Origin of the sequence: Desulforhopalus sp. IMCC35007 (genome assembly GCF_005116575.1) — a bacterium.
In the GTDB taxonomy this organism is placed as follows: Bacteria; Desulfobacterota; Desulfobulbia; order Desulfobulbales; family Desulfocapsaceae; genus Desulforhopalus_A.
Genome location: NZ_SWCN01000004.1, coordinates 175,037 through 199,405, shown reverse-complemented (window position 1 = coordinate 199,405; position 24,369 = coordinate 175,037). Strand labels below are relative to the sequence as shown.

Genomic DNA, 24,369 nt, shown 5'->3' with positions numbered 1-24,369 from the left:
GACGATATTCGCCGGCAGGGTAGATAACGGCACGATCATTGTAGCGATTGTTTGGCTATCCGCACATTCTGTAATAGCCTCCGGGTTGTGCTCCTTCAAAAAACGGAGGCATGTTTGTAACAACCTCATTGCCACCGGGAAGTTCAACATCGAGTAAAACGATATCAACAGGTGGCTGTCTTCCAGTTTGTTGCAGAGCATAATATCGTCATCAACTACAGGGATATTTTCCCTATGATTTTTAAAAATCTGACCATGATTGGGGGCTTGTGGCTGCTATATTCTGGTAAAGCCTAGATAATTCATTTCGAATTGTCTTTTGCCGGTATGGAGAAATTGTTCGTAGTTCCATGGCGTCCCCGTCATTAAATGCCTGAATTGCGGCTTGATAATGTAGGCCATGGCCAGGACCTGGCCGCAGGATTCCGTCAACACGCTGACTTCTTTACGTTCGTAATATTCTCCTTCAAATGAGTCTAACCGGCTCAGAGCTAAATGATCCAGATTTAAATAGAGCACCCCCTTTACTCTGTTCCCGTCTGATGGCGCTATGCCGGGATAGGTTTCATCGTGCATTTGTGAACAGAAATAATCGTCGAGATAGGCGGCCTGGTGGATCGGCTGCTGGCCTGAAACCTGATACATGATATCAGCACACATCAGTGAACCATATGTGAATAAGTTGCTCATTGTCATTGGAAAAAAGTAGAATTTTAGAGGTGATGTTAATAACTCCATTGCCTGCATCATATCGTAGCTATTTGGCAATATCAACACCAATTGATTGAAAGAAGTGTTCGAAATAAGAAGTCTTTTAAGGAGAACAAAAGAACAATGTTTCAGGGTGATATTGCGAAAAAATACGATAAGACATTGAGATAGGTATTGTTACCTATGGAAGGTTTAGGCGTTTATATCAATTGTTCCTTCATGCTAATTGTGATATCCTAAAATAAAAAGCCTTACAGTGATCTCCCGGCACAACCAGCTTTCGCTCTGAATTTTTCCCCTGGTATGGTACGACGACGTGCATTGATCCGGCACGGATAGCTCTCTATGATATGGAGGCTCACATGTCATTTATTACCGATAACATTGTTTCTATCTGGTTTGCTCCACTCGTTATTTATATCCTGATTCCCCTTATAACGCTGGCACTATATCTCTTTTGGAGATTCATATATTTTATGTTTAACCCTCTTGAGAGCAGGGGGAAAAAGAAAGTCCCCGAGGAAGTAGCCGGGGAGCTGGACGATATATCCTAAGAGACGTTTACCCGCTGTTCTGGGGCCATTTCTTCGATGTAACTGCGGGTTTTGATGATGCACATTTCAATCCCATTGCAGCAGGACCATTATCTCCCTGATAAATATTAAAAAAGCAGGACAGGGCAAGCCACATTATGGAGGACGTGGTTTGCAACGGATCCAAAGAGGACGTCTCGTATCTCACCACCGCCTTCGTGTCGTCCAATGACCAGCAGTTGAAAGCCCTGACTGTTGGCCGTGTGAGCAATGATTGATCGTGGGTCGCCGAATTCCAGAATACGTTCACAGATAAAGCCCGCATCAGCCAGCTTTTGGTTTGTTCGATCTAAAAGAAGATTTCCTGCCTTCGTGGCATTTTTCTTGACCATTTCGACCTGAAAGTCAGGAATCATTCTATAGGCCAGTTGATCATTATTAATGACATAGAGCAGGGTGAGGCTTTTGGAAAAACGATCTTTGAGCTTGATAATTGACTCAATGGTAGCCTTCGAGGTAGGTGAGTCGTCAATGGGAACAAGTATTTTAGGATCCATGATTGTATCTCCTGATGTTTCTTCAGTCGGAGTTTATGCTCTTCTGTGCTTCCTTTCTACTATTGATGCCTTACCTCATTATATCAACTAAATAATGCACGGGATAGCTGAAATCGATATTTGCGGGCCTGTTATGGGTTGCCCATGTCTTTAAAAGGATGGAGACCCTGTTTATGAACCAGTTCAAGCAGTCGTTCCGGGTCTTGGGCAAAAATATCCGCAACCGATGGTTCATCAAGAATGTCTTTAAAGGTTGTTATCAGGTTTTCATGGGTCCAGCGAGACAGATAATAAATGACGAGTTCAGGCAGACGGGTGAAGATGGTCTCTTCCGGCATGGGATCGACAAAAGAGGAGGCATTGAGCTTTTCATTAGAAAGTACCTGAGGGTTGTAGAGGTTGTCCAGAAACATTAACTCCGGAGGAATTGCTGCCTGTATACCCATTTTTCGAACCGCAGCCAGGACCAGCTCGATGACTTTTTTCCCGTAGTTTGCAACCCAGAAAGGCACATATATTTCTCTGGGACGATCAAGATTAAGATAAGATTTTATGGTTAAAATAAGGGTTGCAAGATCCACCGGGTTTTTATCTACGAAATGGTAGATCTGGCCAGTAAACTCCTGCCTGTTGGCAAGTATATGATGGATGAAGTGGGGCAGTTTTCTGGCGTTCGTATAGGAATGCAGGGTATTTGGTTTGGTGAAGAGTAATGGGATTGCCTCGTCAGCCACGGCGAAAAGCAATCGGTGAAAGCCCTGAATTTTGTGATCATGGGCACCATAGGCGATAGCCAGTCGAATGCATGTGTAGTCAAGATTGTTTTCCTGGCCCATTAACTTCAGAGTGGCTTCGGTCATTAGTTTTGATTTTGCGTAGTTACTTAACGAAGGCTTGAGGGGAAGGGCCTGGTCTTCTTTCAGGTCGACTCCGGGAGGAAGCGCTGCAGCCGAGCTGATATGGATAAAAGGGATGTTCAGAGCACTAGTTGCCCTGCCAAGATTTACGGGGCCTTTGTAGTTGACTTCATAGGAGAGTTGTCCATCAGAGCCGAGGTTGGCCATTGCCGTATTGATAACAAAATCCGGGCGAACTTCCAGAAGATATCTGCGAATATCGGACTCTTCTCTCAGGGAGAGTTTTTTGCTGCTTGGGGCTCGGATATCAACCGTTTCGGCATGGTAGGTCTTGTAGTAATTAACGATAGTGCCGCCAATAAGACCTGAGCCTCCTGTTAAAACACCAATCCTTTTCCTAGCCATCTCTCCTCCCTGTTTGTGAACAATCAAGGGGTGTGTGACCCAAAAGAGAACAGGGTCAACGCCTGTGCTGAAAAATTATCTGTATTTTAGTACATTCGCTATTTGTTTCCTGGGTTTGAAAAATGAATGACCTGAAGGTGCTTGTCCCCGTTATTGAGGGTAGAATAAAGCCCCGCTCAATATGATGCAATGGAATTGTTGAGCAGGGCCTGGGATATTGTCTATTGTGATACCAATTTTCGGTGACTTAACCGTAAACCAGGCGTGGTAACAGTAATACGATGTCTGGCATAAAGGTCAGGACAAAAAGAATGATCACCTGGATGACTAAAAACGGTATTACTGCCCTGGTGACATAGACGATGTCCCGATCAACAGTTGCCCCTGAGATATAAAGGCTGACACCAAGGGGTGGTGTGCAGTAACCAATGCCCAGATTAATGGTCATAATCAGACCAAAGTGCATGGTGTCGATACCAAATTTTCCGAGAAGCGGCAAAAAGATGGGAGTGAGAATGAGGGTTGCGGAGATGATATCCATGAACATACCGATAAACAGCAGCAGGATATTTACAGCCAGCAAGAAGACCCATGGGGATGAAATATTCTCCACAACAACCGCTGCAATTTTACCGGGGATCTGCTCAAAGGTCAGGTACTCGCCGAACACTGAAGCCCCGGCCACAATGATAAGCAGGGTGGCGGAAGTGAGTGCAGAGGAGATAATCACCTTTTTTACATCGGTGAATTTCATATCCTTATGTAAAAAGATCTCTACGAAAAAAGCGTAAAAACAGGCAACTACCGCCGCTTCGTTGGCGGTAAAGAGGCCGGAGTAGATGCCACCAAAGATCAGGACTGGCAGCATCAGGGCCCAGATACTTTCCTTTAAAACCGCAATGATTTCTGAAAGATCAGGTTTGGGCCGCTTTTGCATACCCATCTTTTTACAGGCGACGTACGCATAGAGGCTCATGGCAATCATGATGAGCACTCCAGGAAGAAACCCTGTGAGAAACAAGGCCTCAAGCTGGTCATTGCTCACCATTGCATAGAGTATCATGGCGATTGAGGGGGGGATGATGACGCCAAGAATAGGAGCAGTTGTCATAATACCCACGGAAAAATCCTCGTCATAACCGTTTTCAATCAGGGCGGGAATCATAAAGCCGCCAATGGCAACAACGGTTGCAACGGTTGAACCGGAGATAGCACCAAAAAAACCACAGGCAAGTACGCCTGCCATGGCAAGTCCGCCCGGGAGAAAACCGACCATGACGTTTGCCGTTTTTATCAGTTTTGCAACGATGGAGCCGGTTGTCATGATGTTGCCGCAGAGTACAAAGAACATAACCACCACCAGGGCGAATTTGTCCATGCTCCGATAGAGTACTTCAATGACAATCTGAGGATCAATACCAACCAGAAAGACAAGACCCACGGTACCTGTGAAAAACAGGGACATAAAAACTGGTACTGTTGTGGCAAGGCAACCCAGTAGCAGGGCAAATATAAGAAGGTAACTATTGTCCATGGCCTACTTATCCCCCGTAATGTCTTTGATTCCGGTCCAGTCTTCTCGCATGACAATCAGCGTGCGGAAAAACATCATAACTCCCATGATGGGAAGGACCGCATAGAAGAAATATTCCGGAATCTGCAGAGTTGCAGTACGGGCGTATTTATCCATGTACATCATGTAGGTCATTTGTGAGCCAAGGTAGATCATAACTATTGAAAAAAGCAGCACCGCAATATGGGAAAAAAGGGTCAGGGGGCGGCGCAGTATCGGCAGCATTTGAGGCAAAGCATCAATGCGTATCAGTGAGCGGTTACGTATTGCAGCCACGCAACCAATATAGGTACTGAAATATATAACTTTTCGAACGACTTCATCAGACCAGTATAAACTCAGATCGTTTGTCACTTTACGTAAAATAACATTTGCCATTGCAGTGCAGAGGGCAACGATGACGGTAATAAAAAGCGACCATTCTTCAATTTTTGCAAAGGTTCGGTCAATTTTTTTAAATATTTTTATGAACATATTTATCGTACAAGCTGAATGGGGAAGGTGAGAGTTGAGTGGAAGGTTTAAATAAGTGCCTCTACTGATGTTTTTCTCTTACATGTCGCCTTTTCCCGCACTTTTCTTAGATAGTCAAGGGCAAATCGTTATTGGGCCCATGTTGTGATCACCTTCAAACCACAAGGCAACGCTCAATAAAAAACAAAAAAAGCAGAGATAAAGCAAGTGGTTTACTTGCCTCTTCTCTACTTTTTTACTGTTGGCAGTCGCTTGGAGGGCGGGTTATTTCTTGTCAAGAGTCATTCGTACGGTGTCCAGGTAATCTGGCCCGATTCTTTCACTCCAGGTTTGCAGGACAGGTTCAGCCATCTTTTTTAGTGTGGCGATATCAGCCTCTGAGAGAGTGAGAAATTCTACTCCGGCTTCTTTGGCTTTTGCGACCTCCTCGTCAAACTGGGCCCGGGTGGCGGCTCGTGCATTTTCACTTTCTTCCCTGATAACGCTAAGGAGGACGTCCTGAAGGTCCTGTGGCAGCTTGTCAAGCCAGCGCTTGTTGATCAGGTGAACGAACAGTCCTTGAGCATAATTCAGTTGGGTGAAATATTTGGCAATGGTGAATTTTTTCGTGATATTGCAGACAATTGCAGTGTGATCAAGACCGGTAATAACGCCTGTCTGCAGGGCCTGGGGAACATCGGGCCATGGCATAACGGTAAATTTAAGGTTCCAGGCCTTGTAAATGTCTGTGTTTACTGGAGCCTGGGCAATACGAAAATTGGTTTTCTGGGCGTCAGAAATCGTCTTTACAGGAGTTGTGGTCGCCCAGCCATAGGGGCCGTATCCTGTAACATCAGCGACGACGAGCCCTTGTTGTTGTGCTGCGTTGGCAAATGGCTCCCATGTCTCGGGGGTGTGCCTGAAGGTGTCGAGCTTGTCAAATGTATCGACCACGTAAGGAAGGTTGACGATACCAAGACGATCAGAGACATTGGCTGCCGCAACAGATGAACTCATCATGCCCTGGATGGCTCCGAGCTTGAGCTTGGCAATCACATCTTTTTCTCCACCCATCTGGGAGAGTGGGCGAAAATCAACATACAGCCGTCCCCCTGATTTTTCCCAGACTTTGTCTCGTATTGCATAACCAACTCCAACGCCTGCAATCACAGGGTGTGAGACATTGGAAAGGATATACGTATACTCAGCCCCCGTAGGATCAAACTTTGGTTGCCACGCCTCCAGTGGATTCTTGGTCGTTTCAGCGGCAGAGAGTGACCCCGGCAGGCAGAGCGCGGTAAGGAGCATTGCAGTGAACAGTTTCTTCATGGATATACCTCTGGTCTTTTTGTGGTTTGATTATGCCATGCATAACCTCTGTCGTTATTGTTGATCTCCTCCATACCATAAACTTCAGAGATGATAAACCCTTTTGTCGAATTTAATGCGGTTTTTTCAGTTTTAAGATTAATATAATTAAGCGAATATGGGTAATTGATTTGTTGGAATTAGGCTTTTGCTATGAATTGCTGAATTGGTTGAGTTTGGCTTTGAAAAAAACAATGGAATTAAAAGGAGTTAAGAATGATTTAATGCTGATTTTCTCTGCAATTTCTGGTACCTCTTGAATATTCATCTGTTCAATATCTGTTTTTTTATCAAATTTATGGAGGAAAAGAATGATTCATTCAAAAATTATTTCTTTGGTCACTACTGCGTTACTTCTGCTCCTTCTCTGTTGCTCCTCGGGCTTTGCAAATGATCCTTTAGAAGAGTGGAGTCCAGCCTTTGATCCTTCTGGTGCAGAATTTGTTTACCTGCTCTCCTGTGTTGGACATCCGGCCATCGAAGGGGTGGGAGTGGGCTTTAAAATCCGGGATCGTCTCTGGGAGGAAAGCGGTGGTCGAATCTATGTTGATTTCAGACCATTATCTCAGCTTGGCGGAGAAAAAGATGTTATCAATAAGCTGAATTTTGGAGCCATTCAGGGCATGATGAGTTCTTCGGTTGCGGCAGCCAATATTGCTCCAGCCCTTGGAATTGTAAACTTACCCTATATTGTCGATAGCTTTGACAAACTGGAAAAGTTTCGATCAGATGAAAAGACCTGGGGGCCATTTCGGGATGCGGCCCTTTCAAAAGGTCTGCAGGTTATTGATTTTACAGGATATGGTTCCTATGGTTGGGCAACAACTACACCTGTGGCAAACCGCAAGCAGGCCGAAAATGTAAACTTTCGCATCGCTGAAGCCCCTGTTAACATTGACGTATATAAAGCGTGGGGGTTAAAGTTTGCCGTTCTACCCTGGCCAGATGTTCCCCAGGCCCTGCAGACCGGTGTTATTGATGGACTGGACCACACTCCTATTGTCTGCAATATCTCAAAGAAATTCACTGTTGCCAAATACTACACCCAACTTGATTACGCCCAAGGGTTGTATGTGCACATCATTAATCAGGGGTGGTTGAAGAAACTGCCCGCAGATTTGCAAGAGATTTTTCTCCGCGTTGTAAAAGAAGAGAGCGCAAACGCGAGAATGTTGACGAGACAACAGCAGGAAGAGCAGATTGCTGCAGCCAAAGAATCCGGGGTCACTTTCTTTACGATCCCGGAAGAAGATAAAGCTGCAATGATTAAGGACTGTGACAAGGTCTATCAGGTTTGGGGAGATAAAATAGGCAAGGAATATTTCGACCTGGTCAAAAGCACCCTGTAGATAGATTTGCATATCGGGAGGGAGGTGCGTGCGGCCTTCCTCCATTACTTTTCCTGGCCTGTGTTTCCTGAAATTGAATCTCAGGTTGTTTCTGGCCTTACCGGCGGGATAAGATTCAGGAGAATGTTGGCTTCATCCTTCCTGACGAGAAGAACAGATGGGAGTTTTTGATGACATCTATACAGACAGAAAGTTTAGAGATGTATCTGCAACCGACATTTTTTATCGATAGTGATTCTCCTCAAATTATTGATTACGCTCGTAATGTAACCAATAACATCCATTTAGAAATTGAAAAGGCAATCAAACTTTTTTACGCAGTGCGGGATGATATTTATTACGACCCGTATAGAATAGATTTGAAACCTGAATCTTTCAAAGCAAGTGCTGTGCTGAAAAAACGTTACGGATTCTGTATTCCAAAGGCGATTCTTCTTGCGGCCGTTGCGCGTGCTGAAAACATTCCAAGCCGTCTTGGCTTTGCTGATGTTAAAAACCATCTGAACTCAGAGCGGCTCAAACGATATATGCAGACGGATGAATTCATTTTTCATGCATATACAGAGCTGTTTGTCGAAAACAGATGGGTAAAAGCGACTCCAGCCTTTAATGTATCACTGTGTGAAAAATCCGGGGTAACACCTCTTGAATTTGATGGAAAAAACGACGCGATATTTCATGAGTATAATAAAAAGGGAAAGAAACATTTGGAGTATTTACGTGATCGCGGTCAATTCGCAGATTTTCCCTACAAGAAAATGATCGAGGCGTGGCAACAGCATTATCCTCAGTTAACTTCAGAACGATTTAACCCCATTGAGGGAAACTTTGAAGAAGACGTCAGGTCAGAAAGAAACTGAAATCGACGTAACCGTTTATCCACCATACAATTTACATTTCAACCTTTGCATCATCTTTTTCTTCTTCCTAAAGTGACTCCCCGCGATTCTTTGAGAGTATTCCGGCCAAGAATTCCATGTCACCCCGGCCAGCCAGCCTCTTTGATTGCCTGTGTAAATGTATCATCTCAATTACAACGTATACCTGCCTCGGACTTTTTTGATCAGGGTATTTTTCTGACAAACCAGCGTATCAACGCGATGCTCCTTAACTGCCGCTGTTGAAAGGAGAAAAAAAATAAATTGATTGTTTCACTTTGGGACCATTTTGTGTATTTTGCAGATCAGTGTTGCTTTGAATGAAAATCAACTTTATTGAACAAAGATGTTCCAGGAGATGTGTAAATGAGTAAACAATGGGTGTATCGCTTCAATGAGCTTGACGCGGCGGAGGAATATGTTGGTGGGTCTTGGGATAGGGTGCGTAGTTTACTTGGCGGTAAAGGCGCGAACCTTGCTGAAATGGTGCGCATTGGAGTTCCCGTACCCGATGGTTTTATTATCACGACCGAAGCCTGCAATGAGTACCTGTCTTTAGGGGAGAGGTTGCCGGACGGCTTGTGGGAACAGCTGACGACTTCGCTGAAGGCTATGGAAGCTTCCACAGGTAAGACCTTTGGGGACCCGAAGAATCCACTGCTGCTTTCCTGTCGTTCGGGGGCTAAATTTTCCATGCCCGGAATGATGGATACGGTTCTCAATATTGGCATGAATGATGACACCGTAAAAGGCCTCATCGCAAAGACAGGTGATGCACGGGTAGCCTATGATCTGTATCGAAGGCTAATCCAGATGTTTGGCAGTGTGGTTATGCATATTCCAGACGATAAATTTGAAGAGGTCATTACCAGAACCAAGCGGGAAGCCGGTGTAAAATCTGATACTGAACTGACCGGTGATCATTGGATGGCCGTGACGGAAGAGTTTAAGAATGTGTTCAGGTTCCATACGCACCACCAATTCCCCACGGAACCGTATGCCCAATTGCAAATGGCAACGGAAGCCGTCTTTATGAGTTGGAATGGTAAGCGGGCCATTGACTACCGAAACGCTGCAGGTATTGCCCATGATCTGGGTACCGCTGTGACCATTGTCGCCATGATATACGGTAATCTGGGAGATGACAGTGGTACGGGCGTTGCGCTCACCAGAAGCGGGACTACCGGTGAAAAGAGAATTGAAGGGGATTACCTGACCAACGCTCAGGGAGAAGATGTCGTTGCCGGTATCCGTATGACCAAGGATCTGTCTGAGCTTAAAGTAGAGATGCCTGCGGTGCATGCAGAGTTTGAGCGGGTTGCAATGCTGCTGGAAAACCATTACCGGGATATGCAGGATGTGGAGTTTACCATCGAAAAAGGTAAGCTCTGGATGCTGCAGACACGAGATGGTAAAAGAACCTCCCAGGCTGCTGTGCGTATCGCGGTCGACATGGCCGAGGAGGGACTCATTACCAAGGAAGAGGCATTAATGCGGGTGACTCCTGACCTCATTGATTTCTTCTTTCATCCGCAGTTTGACAGTCAGGCGATAAAAGATGCCGGTCTGAACAACAAATTACTGGCAAAGGGACTCAACGTTTCCCCAGGGGCTGCTGTGGGAGTGGTTGCCCTGGATGCCGATCTCGCCCATTTATGGGGGAAAGAGGAAGGGAAAAAGGTTATCATGGTTCGCCCGGAGACGCGTCCCGATGATGTTCATGGAATGCTTGCCTCCCAGGGAATTGTTACCAGCAGGGGTGGGCGAACCAGCCATGCGGCACTCGTGGCCCGCCAGTTTGGAAAACCTGCCGTGGTTGGCGTTGATGATATGGATATCGACCTGACCAGAAGACAGATCACTGTCGGCAGTAAGATTGTGAAAGAGGGCGATTATATCTCAGTGGACGGTACCACCGGAGAAATCTTCTTAGGCAAGATTGAGACAAAGCAACCAGATATAAAAGACGAGTGGCTTATCAAGCTTTTATCATGGGCAGATGAATTTCGTACGCTGGGTGTCTGGGCCAACTCGGATTATCCGGTTGATGCAGCCCGAGCCAGAGAATATGGTGCAGAAGGAATCGGCCTTTGCCGGACGGAACACATGTTCATGCAGGCCGAGCGGTTGCCTCTTGTCCAGCAGATGATTCTGGCGGAGATGGAGGTGCAGAGGACTGAGGCTATAAAAGCCCTGTTGCCATTCCAGCGCGAGGATTTTACCGGTTTGTTTCGGGTGATGAATGGCCTGCCAGTGGTCATCCGCCTGATTGACCCACCATTGCACGAATTTCTTCCTGACCATGTATCGCTGACGAGGGAATTATCCGATCTTAAGATACAGCTTCAGCATGCACCTCATCTTGAAGCCATTGATGATCTTCTCAAACAGGTTCGAGTAAAAGAGAAGGTCTTGAGCCGGGTTGAAGTACTCCGTGAAGACAACCCGATGCTTGGTCTGCGCGGGGTGCGACTTGGCAATCATTTTCCGGATCTGACCCGGATGCAGGTCAGGGCTATTATTGAGGCTGCATGTCTTGTCGCAAAAGAGGGCGGCGATGTTCGACCTGAGATAATGATTCCACTAACAAGCCATGTTAATGAACTGAAATTTCAGCGAGAACTATTGGAGACTGAAGCTAAAAAGGTGATGGTAGAACAGGGTATTAAACTCAACTATAAGTTTGGTACCATGATCGAGGTTCCACGGGCAGCACTCACTGCGGACCAGCTTGCTGAATACGCTGAGTTCTTCTCCTTTGGTACCAATGATCTGACCCAGACTACCTATGCTATTTCAAGAGATGATGCCGAATCCGGATTTTTAATCGAGTATATGGTTCATGGCATTTTACCGGAGAATCCGTTTGAAACCATTGATCACGATGGTGTCGGTGAATTGATGCGGATAGCAGTGGAGAAGGGAAGAAAAACCAATCCTGATATCAAACTGGGTATCTGTGGAGAGCACGGTGGTGAAGCCAAATCCATCGCGCTCTGTCATAAGCTTGGGCTGAACTATGTATCCTGTTCACCATTCAGGGTACCTCTGGCGAGACTGGCCGCTGCGAGAGCCGCAATAGAAGCCGGAAAGTAATGTAGTTTTTTTAAACGCCCATAGGAAAAAGCTGTGGCTCTTTCCTGTGGGCGTGTTGTTATTCTCGTTGTCCCTGCTTTTTCTTTGTTGCTCCTTTTCATCTATTTACGTTCAGTTTTTTTAAGACAACAAGTGCATTGTTCATTCTGGAGTCAGTTATTTTAAAAAAATGACGGGGAATCTGGAGATGCCAGAGAACGAAAGAGAAAACGTCTTATAGTCTATCTTCGTCCCCTGTTGGACGAGATACACAATCTACTATGAACGTATAATTATAAAGGAGTTTACTCAATGAGTAATCAGAATAACAAAAGCCGTTGTGTGGTCGACGGTATCCCTTCCGAACCTGTTGGCAGTGTACCACGCCCCCTTGATCTGCAAAATGCGATGGCAGCCTATACCAATGGTCATTTGACGGCTGGAGAACTCGAGATCAGATTTGATGAAGCCGTTCAGGAGACGATTGAAAGATTTGAGGCCTCCGGATCTGAGGTCATCAGTGATGGAGAGCAGGCTAAATCGAGTTTTGCCACCTATCCTTTGGAAGGATTGGATAATATTGCCTCAGATGGCGTCGTGATTCCTTTTGTTGACGGACACAGTCGGCAATTACCACGATTGACCAAAGGACCCTTTCGCTATGCGCAATATGCAGGGAGATATGTGCAGCGGGCAAAGAAATTTGCAACCAGGCCGGTAAAACAAGCCGTTATCTCTGCTTCTGCAATGAGTCTGCTCTATCCGGAAAATGGTCTGACAGATTATTCCCGCAAAGAGTTTACTGCCGATCTTATCAGGGAGGCGGTGGCCGATATCCGCAGTTGTTTTGACAGTGGCGCCTGTAATGTCCAAATTGATTTTACCGAAGGCCGTCTGGCTGTAAAGCTTGATCCCACCAAACAACTGTTGCAGCAATTTATCGACCTCAACAACGCGGTTCTCTCGCATTTTAATGAAGACGAACGGCAGAGAATAGGGGTGCATACCTGTCCTGGAGGCGATCATGATTCGACCCACAGCGCAGACGTCCCCTATGAAGACCTGATTCCAATGCTGCTTACGATTAATGCGGGCCGTTTTTATATGCAGATGGCAAGCGAAGAAAACCCGGAAAAATCTTTAAAACTCATCAGTGAGCATCTGCGTCCGAGCCAGCGGATTTTTGTCGGGGTTATTGATGTGGTTAACGAAAAAGTAGAATCAGTTGAAGAAGTGCGTGACCGTGTTCTCACGGCAGCTCAATATATTCCTCTTGAGCAACTTGGAACGACAGACGATTGCGGCTTTTCACCTTTCTCCGATGACGTAGCCACAAGCCGTGACACTGCATTTGCCAAGATCTCTGCCCGTGTTCGGGGAACACGACTGGCCTTTGAACAATTGCAAAAACAATTATAGCAGGAAAATATGAACAGGCCTGTTCTGGATAGGCCTGTTCAGACTTTTGGGTTTACAGACCGCATGTTTTGCTCAGAATTTTCCCTCTAATGAGTTTGTCTAAAAGTATTCAGCCGCTGTATCGTCTCTTATTTCTTGTCTGCCAGATTGTTACAATTGGTTCCATAGTTTCTCCAAATATGGTACCTCATGGTTTTTATGTTGCTGTCCGTGTATTGATAGAAAATACCAATCATTTTGAGGGGTCAGGAAAGACTCTGTATCTTGGGTGATGAAGAAATATACTGGTGCTATGATTGTAGCTACACTTGTGAGTTATCTCATAAGCGAGTTTTATCCCTCGCTTCGCATTGTCACGGCAACTTTGGCTTGGGCGGTTCCTCTACTTATGTGGAGGAGTCTTGGGAAAAGCGCCTTGCAACAGGCATTGCTGCTCCTGTCAATCGGGTTCATAGCGGTTCTATTTTCCGCAAGTAAAGGTGTGTATCTTGGTTGGCAGCAGATCTTTGCCGTGAACCTGCCTCTTCTTGCCATGTTTGTGGCCGTTGCTTTTCTTACCCTGACCAACCATGCCATAGAAGATCCTACTCTGCCAAAAGGTAATCTCGCCGTTGTGACAACGGCACTGGGCACACATTTTCTGGGAGCGGTGATCAATCTTTCTATCCTCTTTGTCTTTGGTGACAGGCTGCAGAAAAACGGGACGCTTACCAGAGAGCAGATGTTTGTACTTGCACGCTCCTTTAGTGCCGCAGCCTGGTGGTCCCCCTTTTTCATCGCAACAGGTGTAGCACTCACCTATGCACCTGACATGGCCTGGAAAGAAACACTTGTCCCCGGTATTCTCATGAGTGGGCTTGCCATAGGATATTCAGTGGTCGAGGTCAGTTGTATCCGTAAAAAAGAGTTTTCCGGCTATCCCATACGCTTTGAAAGCCTGTTGGTTCCGATGTTCCTTGCAGGCGTTGTTGTCTGTGTCCATCATTTCTGGCATGGAATAAATATTTTAAACCTCATCTGTGTCGTTGCCCCTCTGGGAGCGTTTCTGTTTATGAAAGGGCGTCCTCGAAGGGCAGCATTACTTGATTTTGTCGGTAAGAAGATCTTGTCGGTAAACAGTCAATTTGTCCTTTTTCTGGCAGCTGGAGTCTTTTCTTCAGGTCTCAAGTCTCTCACCTATGTCTATCCGGAATTCTTTAGTCTGGATGCCGTTGAATTTAGCCCGCTACTTTTTACTGTGGTGCTCTGTGGCATGATTGTTGTCGGTTTCATGGGGGTTCATCCTCTGGTCAGTATAGCAATCGTCAGTCCTTTGCTGCTGCCTTTGCATCCCGATCATTCCAGGCTGGCGTTTCTTTTTCTTTGCAGTTGGGCGGTAAGCACCGGCAGCAGTCCTCTGTCCGGGGTGGGACTTGCCATGGTCAGTCGTTATCACGCGTCGCCACGACAAATAATACGAAGTAACTACCATTATGTTATAGTTATGTGGCTGGCAGCTTCTCTTGTGAATGTCCTGTATTTTGGCTGAAAACAGGAGAGAAAAATCAGACTCTTGATGGTGCTGTCGTTTTTTTGTCAGGTTGAGGTTAGAGAAACAGGTTAATGATAGATTCCTGCCTGTTGTATAAAAAAGGATGCTTCGATATCTTGCCGGGTTGGCAGGATCTCCTGAGGTAACGCCTTTTAAGGTCTGCGGAGAGGATATAAAATGGCAAAAGATTATGAAAAAATCAAACTCGTACCAATCCTTTCGGTACTGCTTATCACCGGTTTTTTGCTGACGAGTCTGGCCAGCTTTTTTGTTTCGAGAGCATCGCTCCGCGCAGAAATAGCGCAGAATGAACTTCCTCTGACAAGTGATAATATCTATTCGGAGATCCAGCGTGATCTGCTGCGACCGGTTTTTATCTCTTCCGTTATGGCAACGGACACATTTTTGCGGGATTGGGTTCTTGGGGGAGAAAAAGACGATAAAAAAATAACCCGGTATTTAAGCGAAATACAAACTAAATATAATACCTTCACCAGTTTTCTTGTCTCTGAGAGCAGTAAAACCTACTACCATGCCGGTGGTGTGCTCAAAACGGTCTCTCCTGATGATCCCCTTGATTCATGGTACTTCAGAGTAAAGGTGATGAAGGAAGACTATGAAGTGAATGTGGACCCTGATAAAGCCAACAAAGATGCCATGACTATTTTTATCAATTACCGGGTTTTTGATTATGATGAAAATTATATTGGTGTCACAGGGGTTGGTTTGACAGTTAATGCCGTGAAGATTCTTATTGAAAAGTATCAGCAAAAATATAATCGAACGATTTACTTTATCGATGAAAAAGGGGAGGTCAAACTCGCTGGCTCAGACTTCAACCCTGCAGTAACAAACATTTCCGGAAATGAATTTTTTCAGCTATTTAAAGAAAATATGGGTTCTCCGACCGGACACTCATTTTCTTATGAAAAAGATGGTCAGCTTGTCCATACTAATCTCCGATATATCGATGAGTTTACCTGGTATCTGGTCGTTGAACAGCCCGAGATGGAAGCAGTGCGCGAGATTTATAGAACTCTGCTGATCAATATTCTCATCTGTCTTATCGTCACGGGTGTCGTCATTATGCTGGTTAAGCTGTCGGTCTCTTCTTATAAAAAAAGAATTGAAACTCTAAGAGGCATAGTGCCAATATGTTCCTTTTGCAAACAGATCCGAGATGATAAGGGGTATTGGAACCGGGTGGAGGCGTATGTCTCAAAGCATACTGAAGCCCAGTTTAGTCACAGTATCTGCCCCGATTGCGTACGGAAACACTATCCTGAAGCGGGCAAAATTATGGATGGGGTGGACGAGCACAAAGGAGTAGAGGGAAAGGGCGAGGAATGATTTTTTTCGGGCTGAGTTGTACTGTGGGGTGTTGTAGCAACCTAATTTGATCTATGATTACGGCTCTCCCAACCGAATCAAAAACATCCCTGCCCCGAAGGTAACCGGGAGGCAGGGAGTAGAAGATGAGCTATGAGCTATAAGCCTTTACAGTTGGCGTAATAGGTTACCGTTGCAGGCCAGTCAGAAAAGATTCCCAGGATTCCCACCTGTTGTGCCAGTACATCAAGGGCTACCAACATATCGCCATCTTTATGTATAGCGTCTTTAATGGTGCTGTAGTACCAGCCACCGCCGTCCTTAAGCAGGCCGGAACGCTCAAGGGTCCAGGTAATAATTTCAAGCCCGGCGGCTTTTGCCCGCTTTGCGTACTCAGATGGGACAATCTCACCTTTGGCGTTTGTCGTGAGCAGCATCCACATTGGCGGTGCAATGATACGAACATTTTTGGCAAAGAGTTCTTCCATGGTAGGAGACCAGGTTTCCGGCTTTGCAACATCAAAAGTCTCGATATCGTATCTGTCATCAAGATAGACACCCTGCTTACCGAATTGCGGATCATTCTTCAGCCAGAACAGCACGTCATTAAGGTTGAACGATTGCGGAAAGACGTTTTTCGGATCGATCCCTGCCTTCTTATATTCGTTAATCATGGCCTGGGCGTATTTTTCCTGGGTAAAGTCACCACCAAAAGGCATTTTCACCTCGGGAGCTTTCAGTTCAGGAGTCATCTTCATACCAAGTTTGTGAAACAGTTCGATACTTTCCGCATGGGTCATGAGGGTGCCGTGAGCTGTATACAAATCAGTCCTCCAGCCGGGTGTACCGTCCATATATTCGGCAACGGTTTTTGCATTGGAGTTGGCCCCATCCATTTTGCCTTTGAGTTGCTTGAACTCGCTTAGAGTGATGTCGCTGGTACAGCATTTGGCCGAGGCGGGCTTGATAAGTTCGCCGGTTTTTGGGTCAAACTCGGCTGGTTTGAAAGGCTCCGAGCATTTTGCCGCAAGCTTTGGAATACTCAGAATATTGGTTGTGGTGTGAAGGTCACACTGAGAATGCCTGCAGACCAGTTCACGATCTTTGGTAAAAGTGACATCACACTCGCAGATGCCGGCACCCATAAGAGCGGCAGCTTCGTAGGATTCTTTGGTATGTTCGGGAAACTGCATGCCAGCCCCCCTGTGGCCGATGGAAAAATCTGTGGTGTAAAAAGGACCATCTGAACAGGCTTCAAGGCTCTCCTTGAGCGCACCTTCCTCCAAATCGCTGACCAGGTATGCAGGACGAACGCCGATCTGTACGCTTGAAATTGAGTTTTGCTCGTCGAGTGTGTCTGCATAGGCGACCGAGCTGTAAAAGAGGCCACAGAATACAATTGCTGCAAAATTCATTGAGTTGCGCATGATTTGACCATCCTCCTAAAAGATAAGTAAAGATAAGGTATAACATCCCCCACGGGGTGGCAGGACTATATCGGCAGAATAACACTGTCTATCTGCCATGAGTATTCTTTAAAAGATCAGGGCTGCAGTTACACAGACTGGTAACCGGATATTGTAGATCATGGCTGTTCCCGGAAAAGATCATCGTAAGATATTGAGGAGTCAACGTATCTAAGTAGTATAAAGATACTGGATATTTTGCAATGAGAAATCATTTTTATCCATAAAAATCAGAAATAGTCTCTTCTGGAACCTTACCAGCCATCGAAAATGATTATTGTGGGATGGCATTCGCCTGCAAAAGAAGTAGAGTGGAGGCTAAATCAACGATAATTAACTGCTGTTGGCAGAATACATTTTGAGAGAAAGAGATGATGGATAAAAATGACAAAACAAAAGCTTCTGCCGGAGGGAAAAAACTCTCCACTTATAAGGTGACAAGCAAAGAGACACTTCTTGTCAGTCTTATTGATAATTTCCCCAATAAATCCAGGAAATTATTAAAGGCGGTTTTAAAAGACAGGCAAGTTTCGGTCGAGGGGAAAGCGGTGACCCAGTTTGATTATGTTTTGATACCTGGTCAGGATGTCGTTGTGAGCTGGGAAAAGGCTAAAGAGGTTTTACAACCTCGGGAGCTCAACATAGTCCATATTGATGAGGACATCATTGTAATCGATAAGCCGCCTGGACTTCTGACCGTGGCAACAGACAAGGAAAAGCGTAAAACAGCCTACTCAATGTTGAGTGCCTACGTTAAAGCTGAAAACCCTGATAATAAAATATTTATTATCCACAGGTTAGACCGTGAAACATCTGGTTTGTTGATGTTTGCAAGAAGTGAAAGGGTCAAGCAACAGATCCAGGAGACGTGGAATACCACCATTGGCGAGCGGACCTATGTCGGTGTCGTCGAAGGCGAGGTTGACCCGCCAGCGGGAACCATTAGTTCATGGCTCACGGAAAGCAGCGCCTTTATCGTCTATTCTTCACAAAATAGTCAGGCGGGGAAAAAGGCCATTACCCATTATAAAAAAATCGACGGGACCAAAGATCTGTCTCTTCTGGAGATCAACCTGGAAACGGGGCGGAAGCACCAGATCAGGGTGCATATGCAGGATATAGAGCATCCGATTGTTGGGGATAAAAAATACGGTGCAGGGGCAAATTTTATGGGCCGGATGGCACTGCATGCAATGGTTCTCTCCTTTACCCATCCGAGAACAGGAGAGGTCTGCCGCTTTGATACAGGCGTTCCTTCCAAATTCAAGCAGCTTTTTCGGCTTCCCGCAAAAAAGAGAAAATAGTTTTCTTGCAGGCAGAGAGTCGGTAAGCGCTGTAGTCATCAAAAAAATACAACGATATTGAAAGAGATATATTTATGAGTTTTGCAAAGATGGGCCTGTCTGCGCCCCTGCTTCGTGCAGTTGAAGAACAGGGATATCAGACTCCCACCCCTATACAGGTCAAAGCAATACCTGTGGTCCTTGCCGGTCGGGATCTGATGGCGGCGGCCCAGACCGGTACAGGGAAAACTGCGGGTTTTGCACTTCCGATTCTGGAAAAACTCTCCAAAGGCCCCCGGGCTAAAGCAAATCAGGTGCGAACCCTTATTCTGACTCCCACAAGAGAACTCGCAGCACAGGTCCATGCCAGTTTTGCGGCCTATGGCAGACATCTTTCCCTGCGTTTTGCCGTAGTTTTTGGCGGGGTAAAGATCAATCCCCAGATGATGGTTCTGCGCCAAGGGGTTGACGTTCTCGTTGCAACACCTGGAAGACTATTGGATCTCTACAACCAGAATGCAGTCCGTTTCAATCAGCTAGAAGTACTGGTGCTCGATGAAGCGGACAGGATGCTGGACATGGGTTTTATCCATGACATTAAAAAAATATTGGCTCTTCTGCCAAAGCAGCGACAGACCTTAATGTACTCTGCAACATTTTCAGATGAAATCCGAGGTCTTGCAAAAAACCTTGTGCGAGACCCTGTGCAGATCTCAGTGACCCCTCAGAATACAACGGTCAAAAGTGTCAAGCACTGGCTGGTACCGGTTGATAAGAAAAGAAAACCTGCCGTGTTGATCCACCTGATTAAAGAAAACAACTGGGAGCAGGCGCTCGTTTTCACCCGGACGAAGCACGGCGCAAATAGATTAACCCAACAGCTGGAAAAGGAAAAAATCACAGCGGTTGCAATCCACGGCAATAAAAGCCAGAATGCACGGACAAAGGCACTTGCAGACTTCAAGGCCGGTCATGTTCGTATCCTGGTGGCAACCGATATTGCAGCCCGGGGGCTAGATATTGATCAGTTACCCCAGGTTGTAAATTTTGATCTGCCCAATGTCGCGGAAGATTATGTGCACAGGATAGGGCGGACAGGGCGTGCCGGTTCAACGGGGGAGGCAATTTCTCTTGTGAGCGCAGATGAATTCCCACAATTGTCTGAGATCGAATATGTCATCAAAGAACTCATACAAAGAGAGTATCTGGATGGGTTTCAGCCGGTAAACGACGTTCCCGCTTCAAGGCTTGATCGCAAACCAAAGCGGCCGAAAAAACCAAAGAAGCCCAAAGCTCCCGTTCAGGAGAATCCAGGTGAGGAAGGCCAAGGGAAAGTGCAGAAAATTCAGCCAGCAGGTAGAAGACCCCGTTATCGTGGGCGGAAGTAAGAGGTTTACAGACAGAGCATCGGGAGCTGACAAAGGTGGTCAGCTAGAGCCTGGGGCAATGCCGTTTAACATTTTCTTGTGGAAATGAGCACTATGATCAAACTGCTTGCCCTTGGCATTGTCTCCGGGGCTTTTTTCAGTACGACCTTTATTCTCAACGAGGTTATGAGTGTTGCCGGGGGGCACTGGGTCTGGTCCGCCTCGTTGCGCTACGGTTTTATGATGCTTTTTTTGAGTCTGATTATTTTGTATAACGGGGGCCTTAAGCAGTTCAGATCGGTTGTGGCTCTTTTTCTGGCCCACTGGCGGTTCTGGATTGTTGCAGGAGGTATTGGTTTTGGCTGCTTTTATGCCCTCATCTGTTTCAGTGCTGATTTTTCACCGGGCTGGGTGATTGCCGCCACCTGGCAATTCACTGTGGTCGCCAGCCTTTTTGTATTTCTTGTCTTTGGGCGCAGGTTTCCAAAAAGAATCTGGCTGTTTTCAGCGCTTATTTTTTGTGGTGTTCTTCTCGTTAATGTATCCCATGTTGAAGGGTTTGATCTGAGGGCATTGCTCCTGGGTGGAGTGCCGGTTCTTCTGGCCGCCTTCTGTTATCCCTTTGGCAATCAGTTGGTCTGGGAGGCAAAAAACGGTGACAATGACAAGCTGCCGAAAATCCATTCTCCGCTTCTTGCAAATGTTTTTAATAAAGTATTTCTTATGACCCTTGGTTCGCTGCCCTTGTGGTTTGTGCTGATTCTGGTCATATCCCCGCCCGCCCCATCAATGGCTCAGGTCGTTAACAGCTCTCTTGTGGCTTTTTTTTCAGGGGTGTGTGCCACCAGTATTTTTTTATATGCACGCAATCTTGCCTCAACGTCAAATGAACTGGCTGGGGTTGATGCAACCCAGGCAAGTGAGGTGATCTTTGCCCTTGCGGGTGGTATGCTTTTTCTGCACGGCAATACTCCTGATTTTCAGGCGGTTGCCGGTATTGTTATGATTATGGCTGGCCTTGCTTTTTTTGTAAAATATCAAGCAATATAAACCCAACTACTTATTACTTTATCGGGAGAAACTATGTACGCAATTGCAATTAACGGAAGCCCAAGAAAAGGTGGTAACACAGAAATGCTTTTACAAGAGGTCCTCAGCGAGCTTGATGCCGGAGGCTGGGAGACGGAACTTGTCAAAGTCGGTGGTACTGCGATCAGAGGCTGTATTGCCTGTCAGAAATGTTTTGAAAATAAGGACAATGAATGCTCGGTAAAAACAGATAATTTTAATGAAATCTTTGCAAAATTATTGCGGGCAGATGCGATCATAATGGGATCGCCCACATACTTTGCTGCTGTTTCTGCAGATCTCAAGGCGCTCATCGAACGGGCAGGATACGTCGCCTATGCCAATGATCATGCCTTCACCGGGAAAATCGGTGCTGCTGTGGTGGCGGTGAGACGTGGTGGCGCTACCCATGCCTACGATACCATTAACCACATGTTTCAGATGTCCAGAATGGTGCTTCCCGGTTCAACCTACTGGAATATTGGCATTGGTCTTCAAAAAGGTGATGTTGCTGAAGATGCCGAAGGTCTGGCTAATATGCGTCATCTCGGGAAAAGTATTGACTGGCTTGGAAAGGTGATGAAGCCCGCCATAGAGAGCTATCCAAGAGGATGATTGTTCTTTGAAAGACTTATGGCGTTTGGTGGTACCGTGGGGTGCATGTAACGACAGCAACTATAGCAACTGTTGTGAAGAGGTAAAAAAAATGGGTTTCACAGACCATCTGACGGATATCTGTTGCCAGTATGGTGATGATTGATACAATGCCCCACCACCATGATGTGGAGCGGGCATTGTACTCTATGAGTGCTGGAATTTCTGGTGCAATTCCATGATCGGCTGTTGACTGACCTTGAGAAAACCTTTGTTGATAGAGTCGAGGTCTGCAATCAAATATATAACCGAGGAAAAGCTCAGTGCCAGAATGATCCCAAGAAACCGGCTGATATCTTTGGATAGCCCTGCAACGTAGCCGACAGCCATGATTGTCCGCCATATTATGGTAAAAGCATAATCCAGATTGTTGTTGGGATATGGTACCTGAAGCTGACTGTTGCACGTTTTGTGAGATGGTCAAAGACATCATTGACTGATTCAAGATAATAGGTGAGCTGCTGTGGGGTGAAGTTGGTCTGGGAAGGTCAATGTTTTTCTGCCTTGATTCTTTTTCTCGTCTGCCCTTAAATAGGCAGTTTTTAGAGAATTCACTTCCCCTAGGAGGATTTCGTTACGCATATCAAAACGGTTGGCCATGGCCTCAAAGGTAAAGGCAACCACAAAAGAGGGCAGGCCAGGTATTGCTCCAATAAACAGGCTGTTCAGCCCATATTTCTGCGTAATTTCCTCTTCATTGATTTTCCTTATTGAATGTAGAGTTGCTGCGTACATTAACCGGAAAACCCGCATAACATCTTACGATGTCAGAACGGATTATAACGTTGGCCGACATCTCCCATGAGACGTCTTGCAACGACTGTATTGCCGGTCTGATTTGCGTTTAATGAGATAAAGCCTTACTGTAATATCCTATTTGGTTTTTGAGACATCTTTTTGAGTTAAAATAAATATATATAAAGGAAACGTATGCGAAGTAACAATAGAAAGGCTGGTGAAATGCGGCCAGTGTCCATTGAAAGAGGCCTGCAGTATCAGGCGGATGGTTCTGTACTTATAAAAATGGGTAACACCCATGTTATTTGTGGTGTTTCTGTTGAGGAGAGTGTTCCACCATTTCTCAAAGGCAGTGGCCAGGGTTGGATTACAGCAGAATATGGGATATTGCCCTGCGCCACAGACAGCAGGTACCGACGTGAAACCAAAGGTGCTTCTGGGCGGACCATGGAAATTCAGCGGTTGATCGGACGATCGTTGAGAATGATGGTTGACCTGGAAACCATCGGCGAAAGAACCTTAAGGGTGGATTGTGATGTCCTCAATGCCGACGGAGGCACAAGAACCGCTTCTATTACCGGTGGGGCAATTGCCCTGGCCGATGCGTTGAAAAAGGTGGTGGCAGAAGGCAGGCTTGAGAGCCTTCCGCGGATCACCCCGATTGCGGCAATCTCTGTTGGAATACGTGGTGGCGAAGCCTTACTCGATCTCGATTATTCTGAGGATTCCACAGCAGAGACCGATGCAAACTTCGTGATGTCCGGGGACGGTCGCTGGATTGAGATTCAGGCCACAGCCGAGGCCGAGCCATATTCTGATGAAGCGTATCTTGCGATGATGACCCTTGCCCGCAAAGGCTGTGGTGAGCTTTTTAGACTATGGGATAAGTAAGAGATCCTGGCTGGTCATTCTTTTGTAGATGGAGAGATTCAGGTGGATAAAAAAGCGGACATTCGTGGAACCAGAGAATGGGCTGTTGCTGAAGTTAATTGCAGCCGTGGCTGCCCCCACGGTTGCAGATACTGTTATGCACGCTATGATCAGGTGATTCGAAGACAGTTGATTCCTGAGGCTGACTGGTTAAAGTGCTGCGACCTGCCGGGCGAAATCGACAAAAGCAGACCGCTCTATGACGGCCAGGTGATGTTTCCTGCCGCCCACGATATTATCCCTGAAAATCTTGAAAGTTGCGTGAAGGTTATTGGTAAACTTCTGGGTGCCGGAAATAGAGTTCTTATTGTTTCAAAACCACATCTGGACTGTATACAGAGGTTATGCAGGGAATTCTATGATTGCCGCGACCGCATCCTCTTTCGTTTTACTATCACCGCCAGAAACGCTGAAATTCTGTCCTTCTGGGAACCGGGGGCACCGGTGTATCAGGAGCGGCTTATGGCACTTCGCTCCTGTTATGAAAGAGGGTTTATTACCTCGGTAAGCATTGAACCCATGCTACACAGGGAAGATGTGGTGCAGATGGTTTACGAGCTGCTTCCCTATGTTTCCCATTCCATCTGGATTGGAAAAATGAACAGAATTGACACCAGGGTTTCGCGCGTGAACGCGCAATTCGATAAAGAAATTGAACGTATTACCCTGGGCCAGAGTGATCAGGAGCTGAGACTCTTGTACGAGGAACTGGGGCACGAGGATAAAATTCGCTGGAAAGAATCCGTTAAAGAAGTGTTAGGGCTTCCTCTGGCAACGAAAGCTGGTTTGGATCTGTAATCATGAGTCTGAAAGCGTTTAGTGAAA

Annotated in this window: 21 protein-coding genes; 13 read left to right on the top strand and 8 right to left on the bottom strand. The window is 46.1% G+C overall.

Annotation, left to right across the window (positions count from 1 at the left end; translation table 11 throughout):
* Positions 1 to 276 precede the first annotated feature (276 nt).
* A complete protein-coding gene (locus tag FCL48_RS05870) occupies positions 277 to 690 on the bottom strand; it encodes a gamma-glutamylcyclotransferase family protein (RefSeq protein WP_256374273.1) in 414 nt (137 codons plus the stop codon).
* 383 nt (positions 691 to 1,073) lie between these two features.
* On the opposite strand from FCL48_RS05870, the gene FCL48_RS05865 reads away from it, so the two are divergent.
* The gene (locus FCL48_RS05865; RefSeq protein ID WP_136871324.1) at positions 1,074 to 1,265 is read left to right on the top strand and encodes a hypothetical protein; all 192 of its coding nucleotides are present in this window, start codon (positions 1,074 to 1,076) and stop codon (positions 1,263 to 1,265) included.
* A gap of 107 nt (positions 1,266 to 1,372) precedes the next feature.
* Here the strand turns inward: FCL48_RS05865 and FCL48_RS05860 are convergent, their stop codons facing one another.
* From FCL48_RS05860 to FCL48_RS05840, 5 genes are all read right to left on the bottom strand, one after another.
* Positions 1,373 to 1,801 carry a universal stress protein gene (locus tag FCL48_RS05860; protein WP_136871323.1) on the bottom strand — a complete coding sequence of 143 codons (429 nt, stop codon included), beginning with the start codon at positions 1,799 to 1,801 and terminating at the stop codon, positions 1,373 to 1,375.
* 131 nt (positions 1,802 to 1,932) lie between these two features.
* A complete protein-coding gene (locus tag FCL48_RS05855; RefSeq protein ID WP_136871322.1) occupies positions 1,933 to 3,063 on the bottom strand; it encodes an NAD(P)-dependent oxidoreductase in 1,131 nt (376 codons plus the stop codon).
* 247 nt (positions 3,064 to 3,310) lie between these two features.
* Positions 3,311 to 4,597 carry a TRAP transporter large permease gene (locus tag FCL48_RS05850; RefSeq protein WP_136871321.1) on the bottom strand — a complete coding sequence of 429 codons (1,287 nt, stop codon included), beginning with the start codon at positions 4,595 to 4,597 and terminating at the stop codon, positions 3,311 to 3,313.
* A 3-nt stretch (positions 4,598 to 4,600) separates the two neighbouring features.
* Complete coding sequence (locus FCL48_RS05845) at positions 4,601 to 5,110, bottom strand: TRAP transporter small permease (RefSeq protein WP_136871320.1); 510 nt, start codon at positions 5,108 to 5,110, stop codon at positions 4,601 to 4,603.
* 264 nt (positions 5,111 to 5,374) lie between these two features.
* The gene (locus FCL48_RS05840; RefSeq protein ID WP_136871319.1) at positions 5,375 to 6,418 is read right to left on the bottom strand and encodes a TRAP transporter substrate-binding protein; all 1,044 of its coding nucleotides are present in this window, start codon (positions 6,416 to 6,418) and stop codon (positions 5,375 to 5,377) included.
* A 350-nt stretch (positions 6,419 to 6,768) separates the two neighbouring features.
* Between FCL48_RS05840 and FCL48_RS05835 the strand changes: the two genes are divergently transcribed.
* From FCL48_RS05835 to FCL48_RS05810, 6 genes are all read left to right on the top strand, one after another.
* The gene (locus tag FCL48_RS05835; RefSeq protein WP_136871318.1) at positions 6,769 to 7,806 is read left to right on the top strand and encodes a TRAP transporter substrate-binding protein; all 1,038 of its coding nucleotides are present in this window, start codon (positions 6,769 to 6,771) and stop codon (positions 7,804 to 7,806) included.
* A gap of 170 nt (positions 7,807 to 7,976) precedes the next feature.
* On the top strand, positions 7,977 to 8,666 hold the full coding sequence (locus FCL48_RS05830) for a transglutaminase family protein (RefSeq protein ID WP_136871317.1): 690 nt from the start codon (positions 7,977 to 7,979) through the stop codon (positions 8,664 to 8,666).
* Between the two features lie 384 nt (positions 8,667 to 9,050).
* Positions 9,051 to 11,780, top strand: coding sequence for a pyruvate, phosphate dikinase (gene ppdK, locus FCL48_RS05825; protein ID WP_136871316.1), 2,730 nt, complete (start codon positions 9,051 to 9,053; stop codon positions 11,778 to 11,780).
* A gap of 291 nt (positions 11,781 to 12,071) precedes the next feature.
* Complete coding sequence (locus FCL48_RS05820; protein WP_136871315.1) at positions 12,072 to 13,178, top strand: cobalamin-independent methionine synthase II family protein; 1,107 nt, start codon at positions 12,072 to 12,074, stop codon at positions 13,176 to 13,178.
* Between the two features lie 271 nt (positions 13,179 to 13,449).
* Positions 13,450 to 14,706: a hypothetical protein gene (locus FCL48_RS05815; RefSeq protein WP_136871314.1), complete on the top strand. Its 1,257-nt coding sequence runs from the start codon at positions 13,450 to 13,452 to the stop codon at positions 14,704 to 14,706.
* A gap of 180 nt (positions 14,707 to 14,886) precedes the next feature.
* Positions 14,887 to 16,059 carry a cache domain-containing protein gene (locus FCL48_RS05810; protein WP_136871313.1) on the top strand — a complete coding sequence of 391 codons (1,173 nt, stop codon included), beginning with the start codon at positions 14,887 to 14,889 and terminating at the stop codon, positions 16,057 to 16,059.
* Positions 16,060 to 16,196: 137 nt separating this feature from the next.
* Here FCL48_RS05810 and FCL48_RS05805 read toward each other — a convergent pair whose 3' ends face one another.
* Positions 16,197 to 17,465, bottom strand: a complete 1,269-nt coding sequence (locus FCL48_RS05805; RefSeq protein ID WP_136871312.1) for a glycerophosphodiester phosphodiesterase family protein — start codon at positions 17,463 to 17,465, stop codon at positions 16,197 to 16,199.
* A gap of 410 nt (positions 17,466 to 17,875) precedes the next feature.
* On the opposite strand from FCL48_RS05805, the gene FCL48_RS05800 reads away from it, so the two are divergent.
* From FCL48_RS05800 to FCL48_RS05785, 4 genes are all read left to right on the top strand, one after another.
* Complete coding sequence (locus FCL48_RS05800) at positions 17,876 to 18,808, top strand: RluA family pseudouridine synthase (protein WP_240744758.1); 933 nt, start codon at positions 17,876 to 17,878, stop codon at positions 18,806 to 18,808.
* A 74-nt stretch (positions 18,809 to 18,882) separates the two neighbouring features.
* Positions 18,883 to 20,175, top strand: coding sequence for a DEAD/DEAH box helicase (locus FCL48_RS05795; protein WP_136871311.1), 1,293 nt, complete (start codon positions 18,883 to 18,885; stop codon positions 20,173 to 20,175).
* Positions 20,176 to 20,268: 93 nt separating this feature from the next.
* Entirely contained in the window at positions 20,269 to 21,204 is a 936-nt protein-coding gene (locus tag FCL48_RS05790) for a multidrug resistance efflux transporter family protein (RefSeq protein WP_136871310.1), read from the top strand.
* Between the two features lie 33 nt (positions 21,205 to 21,237).
* Positions 21,238 to 21,837 (top strand): flavodoxin family protein, encoded by a 600-nt coding sequence (locus tag FCL48_RS05785; RefSeq protein ID WP_136871309.1) that lies wholly within the window; start codon positions 21,238 to 21,240, stop codon positions 21,835 to 21,837.
* A gap of 186 nt (positions 21,838 to 22,023) precedes the next feature.
* Here FCL48_RS05785 and FCL48_RS05780 read toward each other — a convergent pair whose 3' ends face one another.
* A complete protein-coding gene (locus tag FCL48_RS05780) occupies positions 22,024 to 22,206 on the bottom strand; it encodes a hypothetical protein (protein WP_136871308.1) in 183 nt (60 codons plus the stop codon).
* A 600-nt stretch (positions 22,207 to 22,806) separates the two neighbouring features.
* Here FCL48_RS05780 and rph point away from each other — a divergent pair.
* Together rph and FCL48_RS05770 are read left to right on the top strand one after the other, a co-directional pair.
* Positions 22,807 to 23,505, top strand: coding sequence for a ribonuclease PH (rph, locus tag FCL48_RS05775; protein ID WP_136871307.1), 699 nt, complete (start codon positions 22,807 to 22,809; stop codon positions 23,503 to 23,505).
* Positions 23,506 to 23,547: 42 nt separating this feature from the next.
* Positions 23,548 to 24,342: a hypothetical protein gene (locus FCL48_RS05770; protein ID WP_136871306.1), complete on the top strand. Its 795-nt coding sequence runs from the start codon at positions 23,548 to 23,550 to the stop codon at positions 24,340 to 24,342.
* Positions 24,343 to 24,369: the final 27 nt, after the last annotated feature.

Excerpts from the sequence above, each read along its gene's own strand:
- FCL48_RS05830 (WP_136871317.1), top strand. The coding sequence starts at position 7,977 with ATGACATCTATACAGACAGAAAGTTTAGAGATGTATCTGCAACCGACA.
- rph (WP_136871307.1), top strand. The coding sequence starts at position 22,807 with ATGCGAAGTAACAATAGAAAGGCTGGTGAAATGCGGCCAGTGTCCATT.
- FCL48_RS05810 (WP_136871313.1), top strand. The coding sequence starts at position 14,887 with ATGGCAAAAGATTATGAAAAAATCAAACTCGTACCAATCCTTTCGGTA.
- FCL48_RS05805 (WP_136871312.1), bottom strand. The coding sequence starts at position 17,465 with ATGCGCAACTCAATGAATTTTGCAGCAATTGTATTCTGTGGCCTCTTT.
- FCL48_RS05865 (WP_136871324.1), top strand. The coding sequence starts at position 1,074 with ATGTCATTTATTACCGATAACATTGTTTCTATCTGGTTTGCTCCACTC.
- FCL48_RS05820 (WP_136871315.1), top strand. The coding sequence starts at position 12,072 with ATGAGTAATCAGAATAACAAAAGCCGTTGTGTGGTCGACGGTATCCCT.
- FCL48_RS05800 (WP_240744758.1), top strand. The coding sequence starts at position 17,876 with ATGATGGATAAAAATGACAAAACAAAAGCTTCTGCCGGAGGGAAAAAA.
- FCL48_RS05870 (WP_256374273.1), bottom strand. The coding sequence starts at position 690 with ATGAGCAACTTATTCACATATGGTTCACTGATGTGTGCTGATATCATG.
- FCL48_RS05795 (WP_136871311.1), top strand. The coding sequence starts at position 18,883 with ATGAGTTTTGCAAAGATGGGCCTGTCTGCGCCCCTGCTTCGTGCAGTT.
- FCL48_RS05835 (WP_136871318.1), top strand. The coding sequence starts at position 6,769 with ATGATTCATTCAAAAATTATTTCTTTGGTCACTACTGCGTTACTTCTG.
- FCL48_RS05860 (WP_136871323.1), bottom strand. The coding sequence starts at position 1,801 with ATGGATCCTAAAATACTTGTTCCCATTGACGACTCACCTACCTCGAAG.
- ppdK (WP_136871316.1), top strand. The coding sequence starts at position 9,051 with ATGAGTAAACAATGGGTGTATCGCTTCAATGAGCTTGACGCGGCGGAG.
- FCL48_RS05845 (WP_136871320.1), bottom strand. The coding sequence starts at position 5,110 with ATGTTCATAAAAATATTTAAAAAAATTGACCGAACCTTTGCAAAAATT.
- FCL48_RS05785 (WP_136871309.1), top strand. The coding sequence starts at position 21,238 with ATGTACGCAATTGCAATTAACGGAAGCCCAAGAAAAGGTGGTAACACA.
- FCL48_RS05815 (WP_136871314.1), top strand. The coding sequence starts at position 13,450 with ATGAAGAAATATACTGGTGCTATGATTGTAGCTACACTTGTGAGTTAT.
- FCL48_RS05855 (WP_136871322.1), bottom strand. The coding sequence starts at position 3,063 with ATGGCTAGGAAAAGGATTGGTGTTTTAACAGGAGGCTCAGGTCTTATT.
- FCL48_RS05840 (WP_136871319.1), bottom strand. The coding sequence starts at position 6,418 with ATGAAGAAACTGTTCACTGCAATGCTCCTTACCGCGCTCTGCCTGCCG.
- FCL48_RS05790 (WP_136871310.1), top strand. The coding sequence starts at position 20,269 with ATGATCAAACTGCTTGCCCTTGGCATTGTCTCCGGGGCTTTTTTCAGT.
- FCL48_RS05850 (WP_136871321.1), bottom strand. The coding sequence starts at position 4,597 with ATGGACAATAGTTACCTTCTTATATTTGCCCTGCTACTGGGTTGCCTT.
- FCL48_RS05780 (WP_136871308.1), bottom strand. The coding sequence starts at position 22,206 with ATGGCTGTCGGCTACGTTGCAGGGCTATCCAAAGATATCAGCCGGTTT.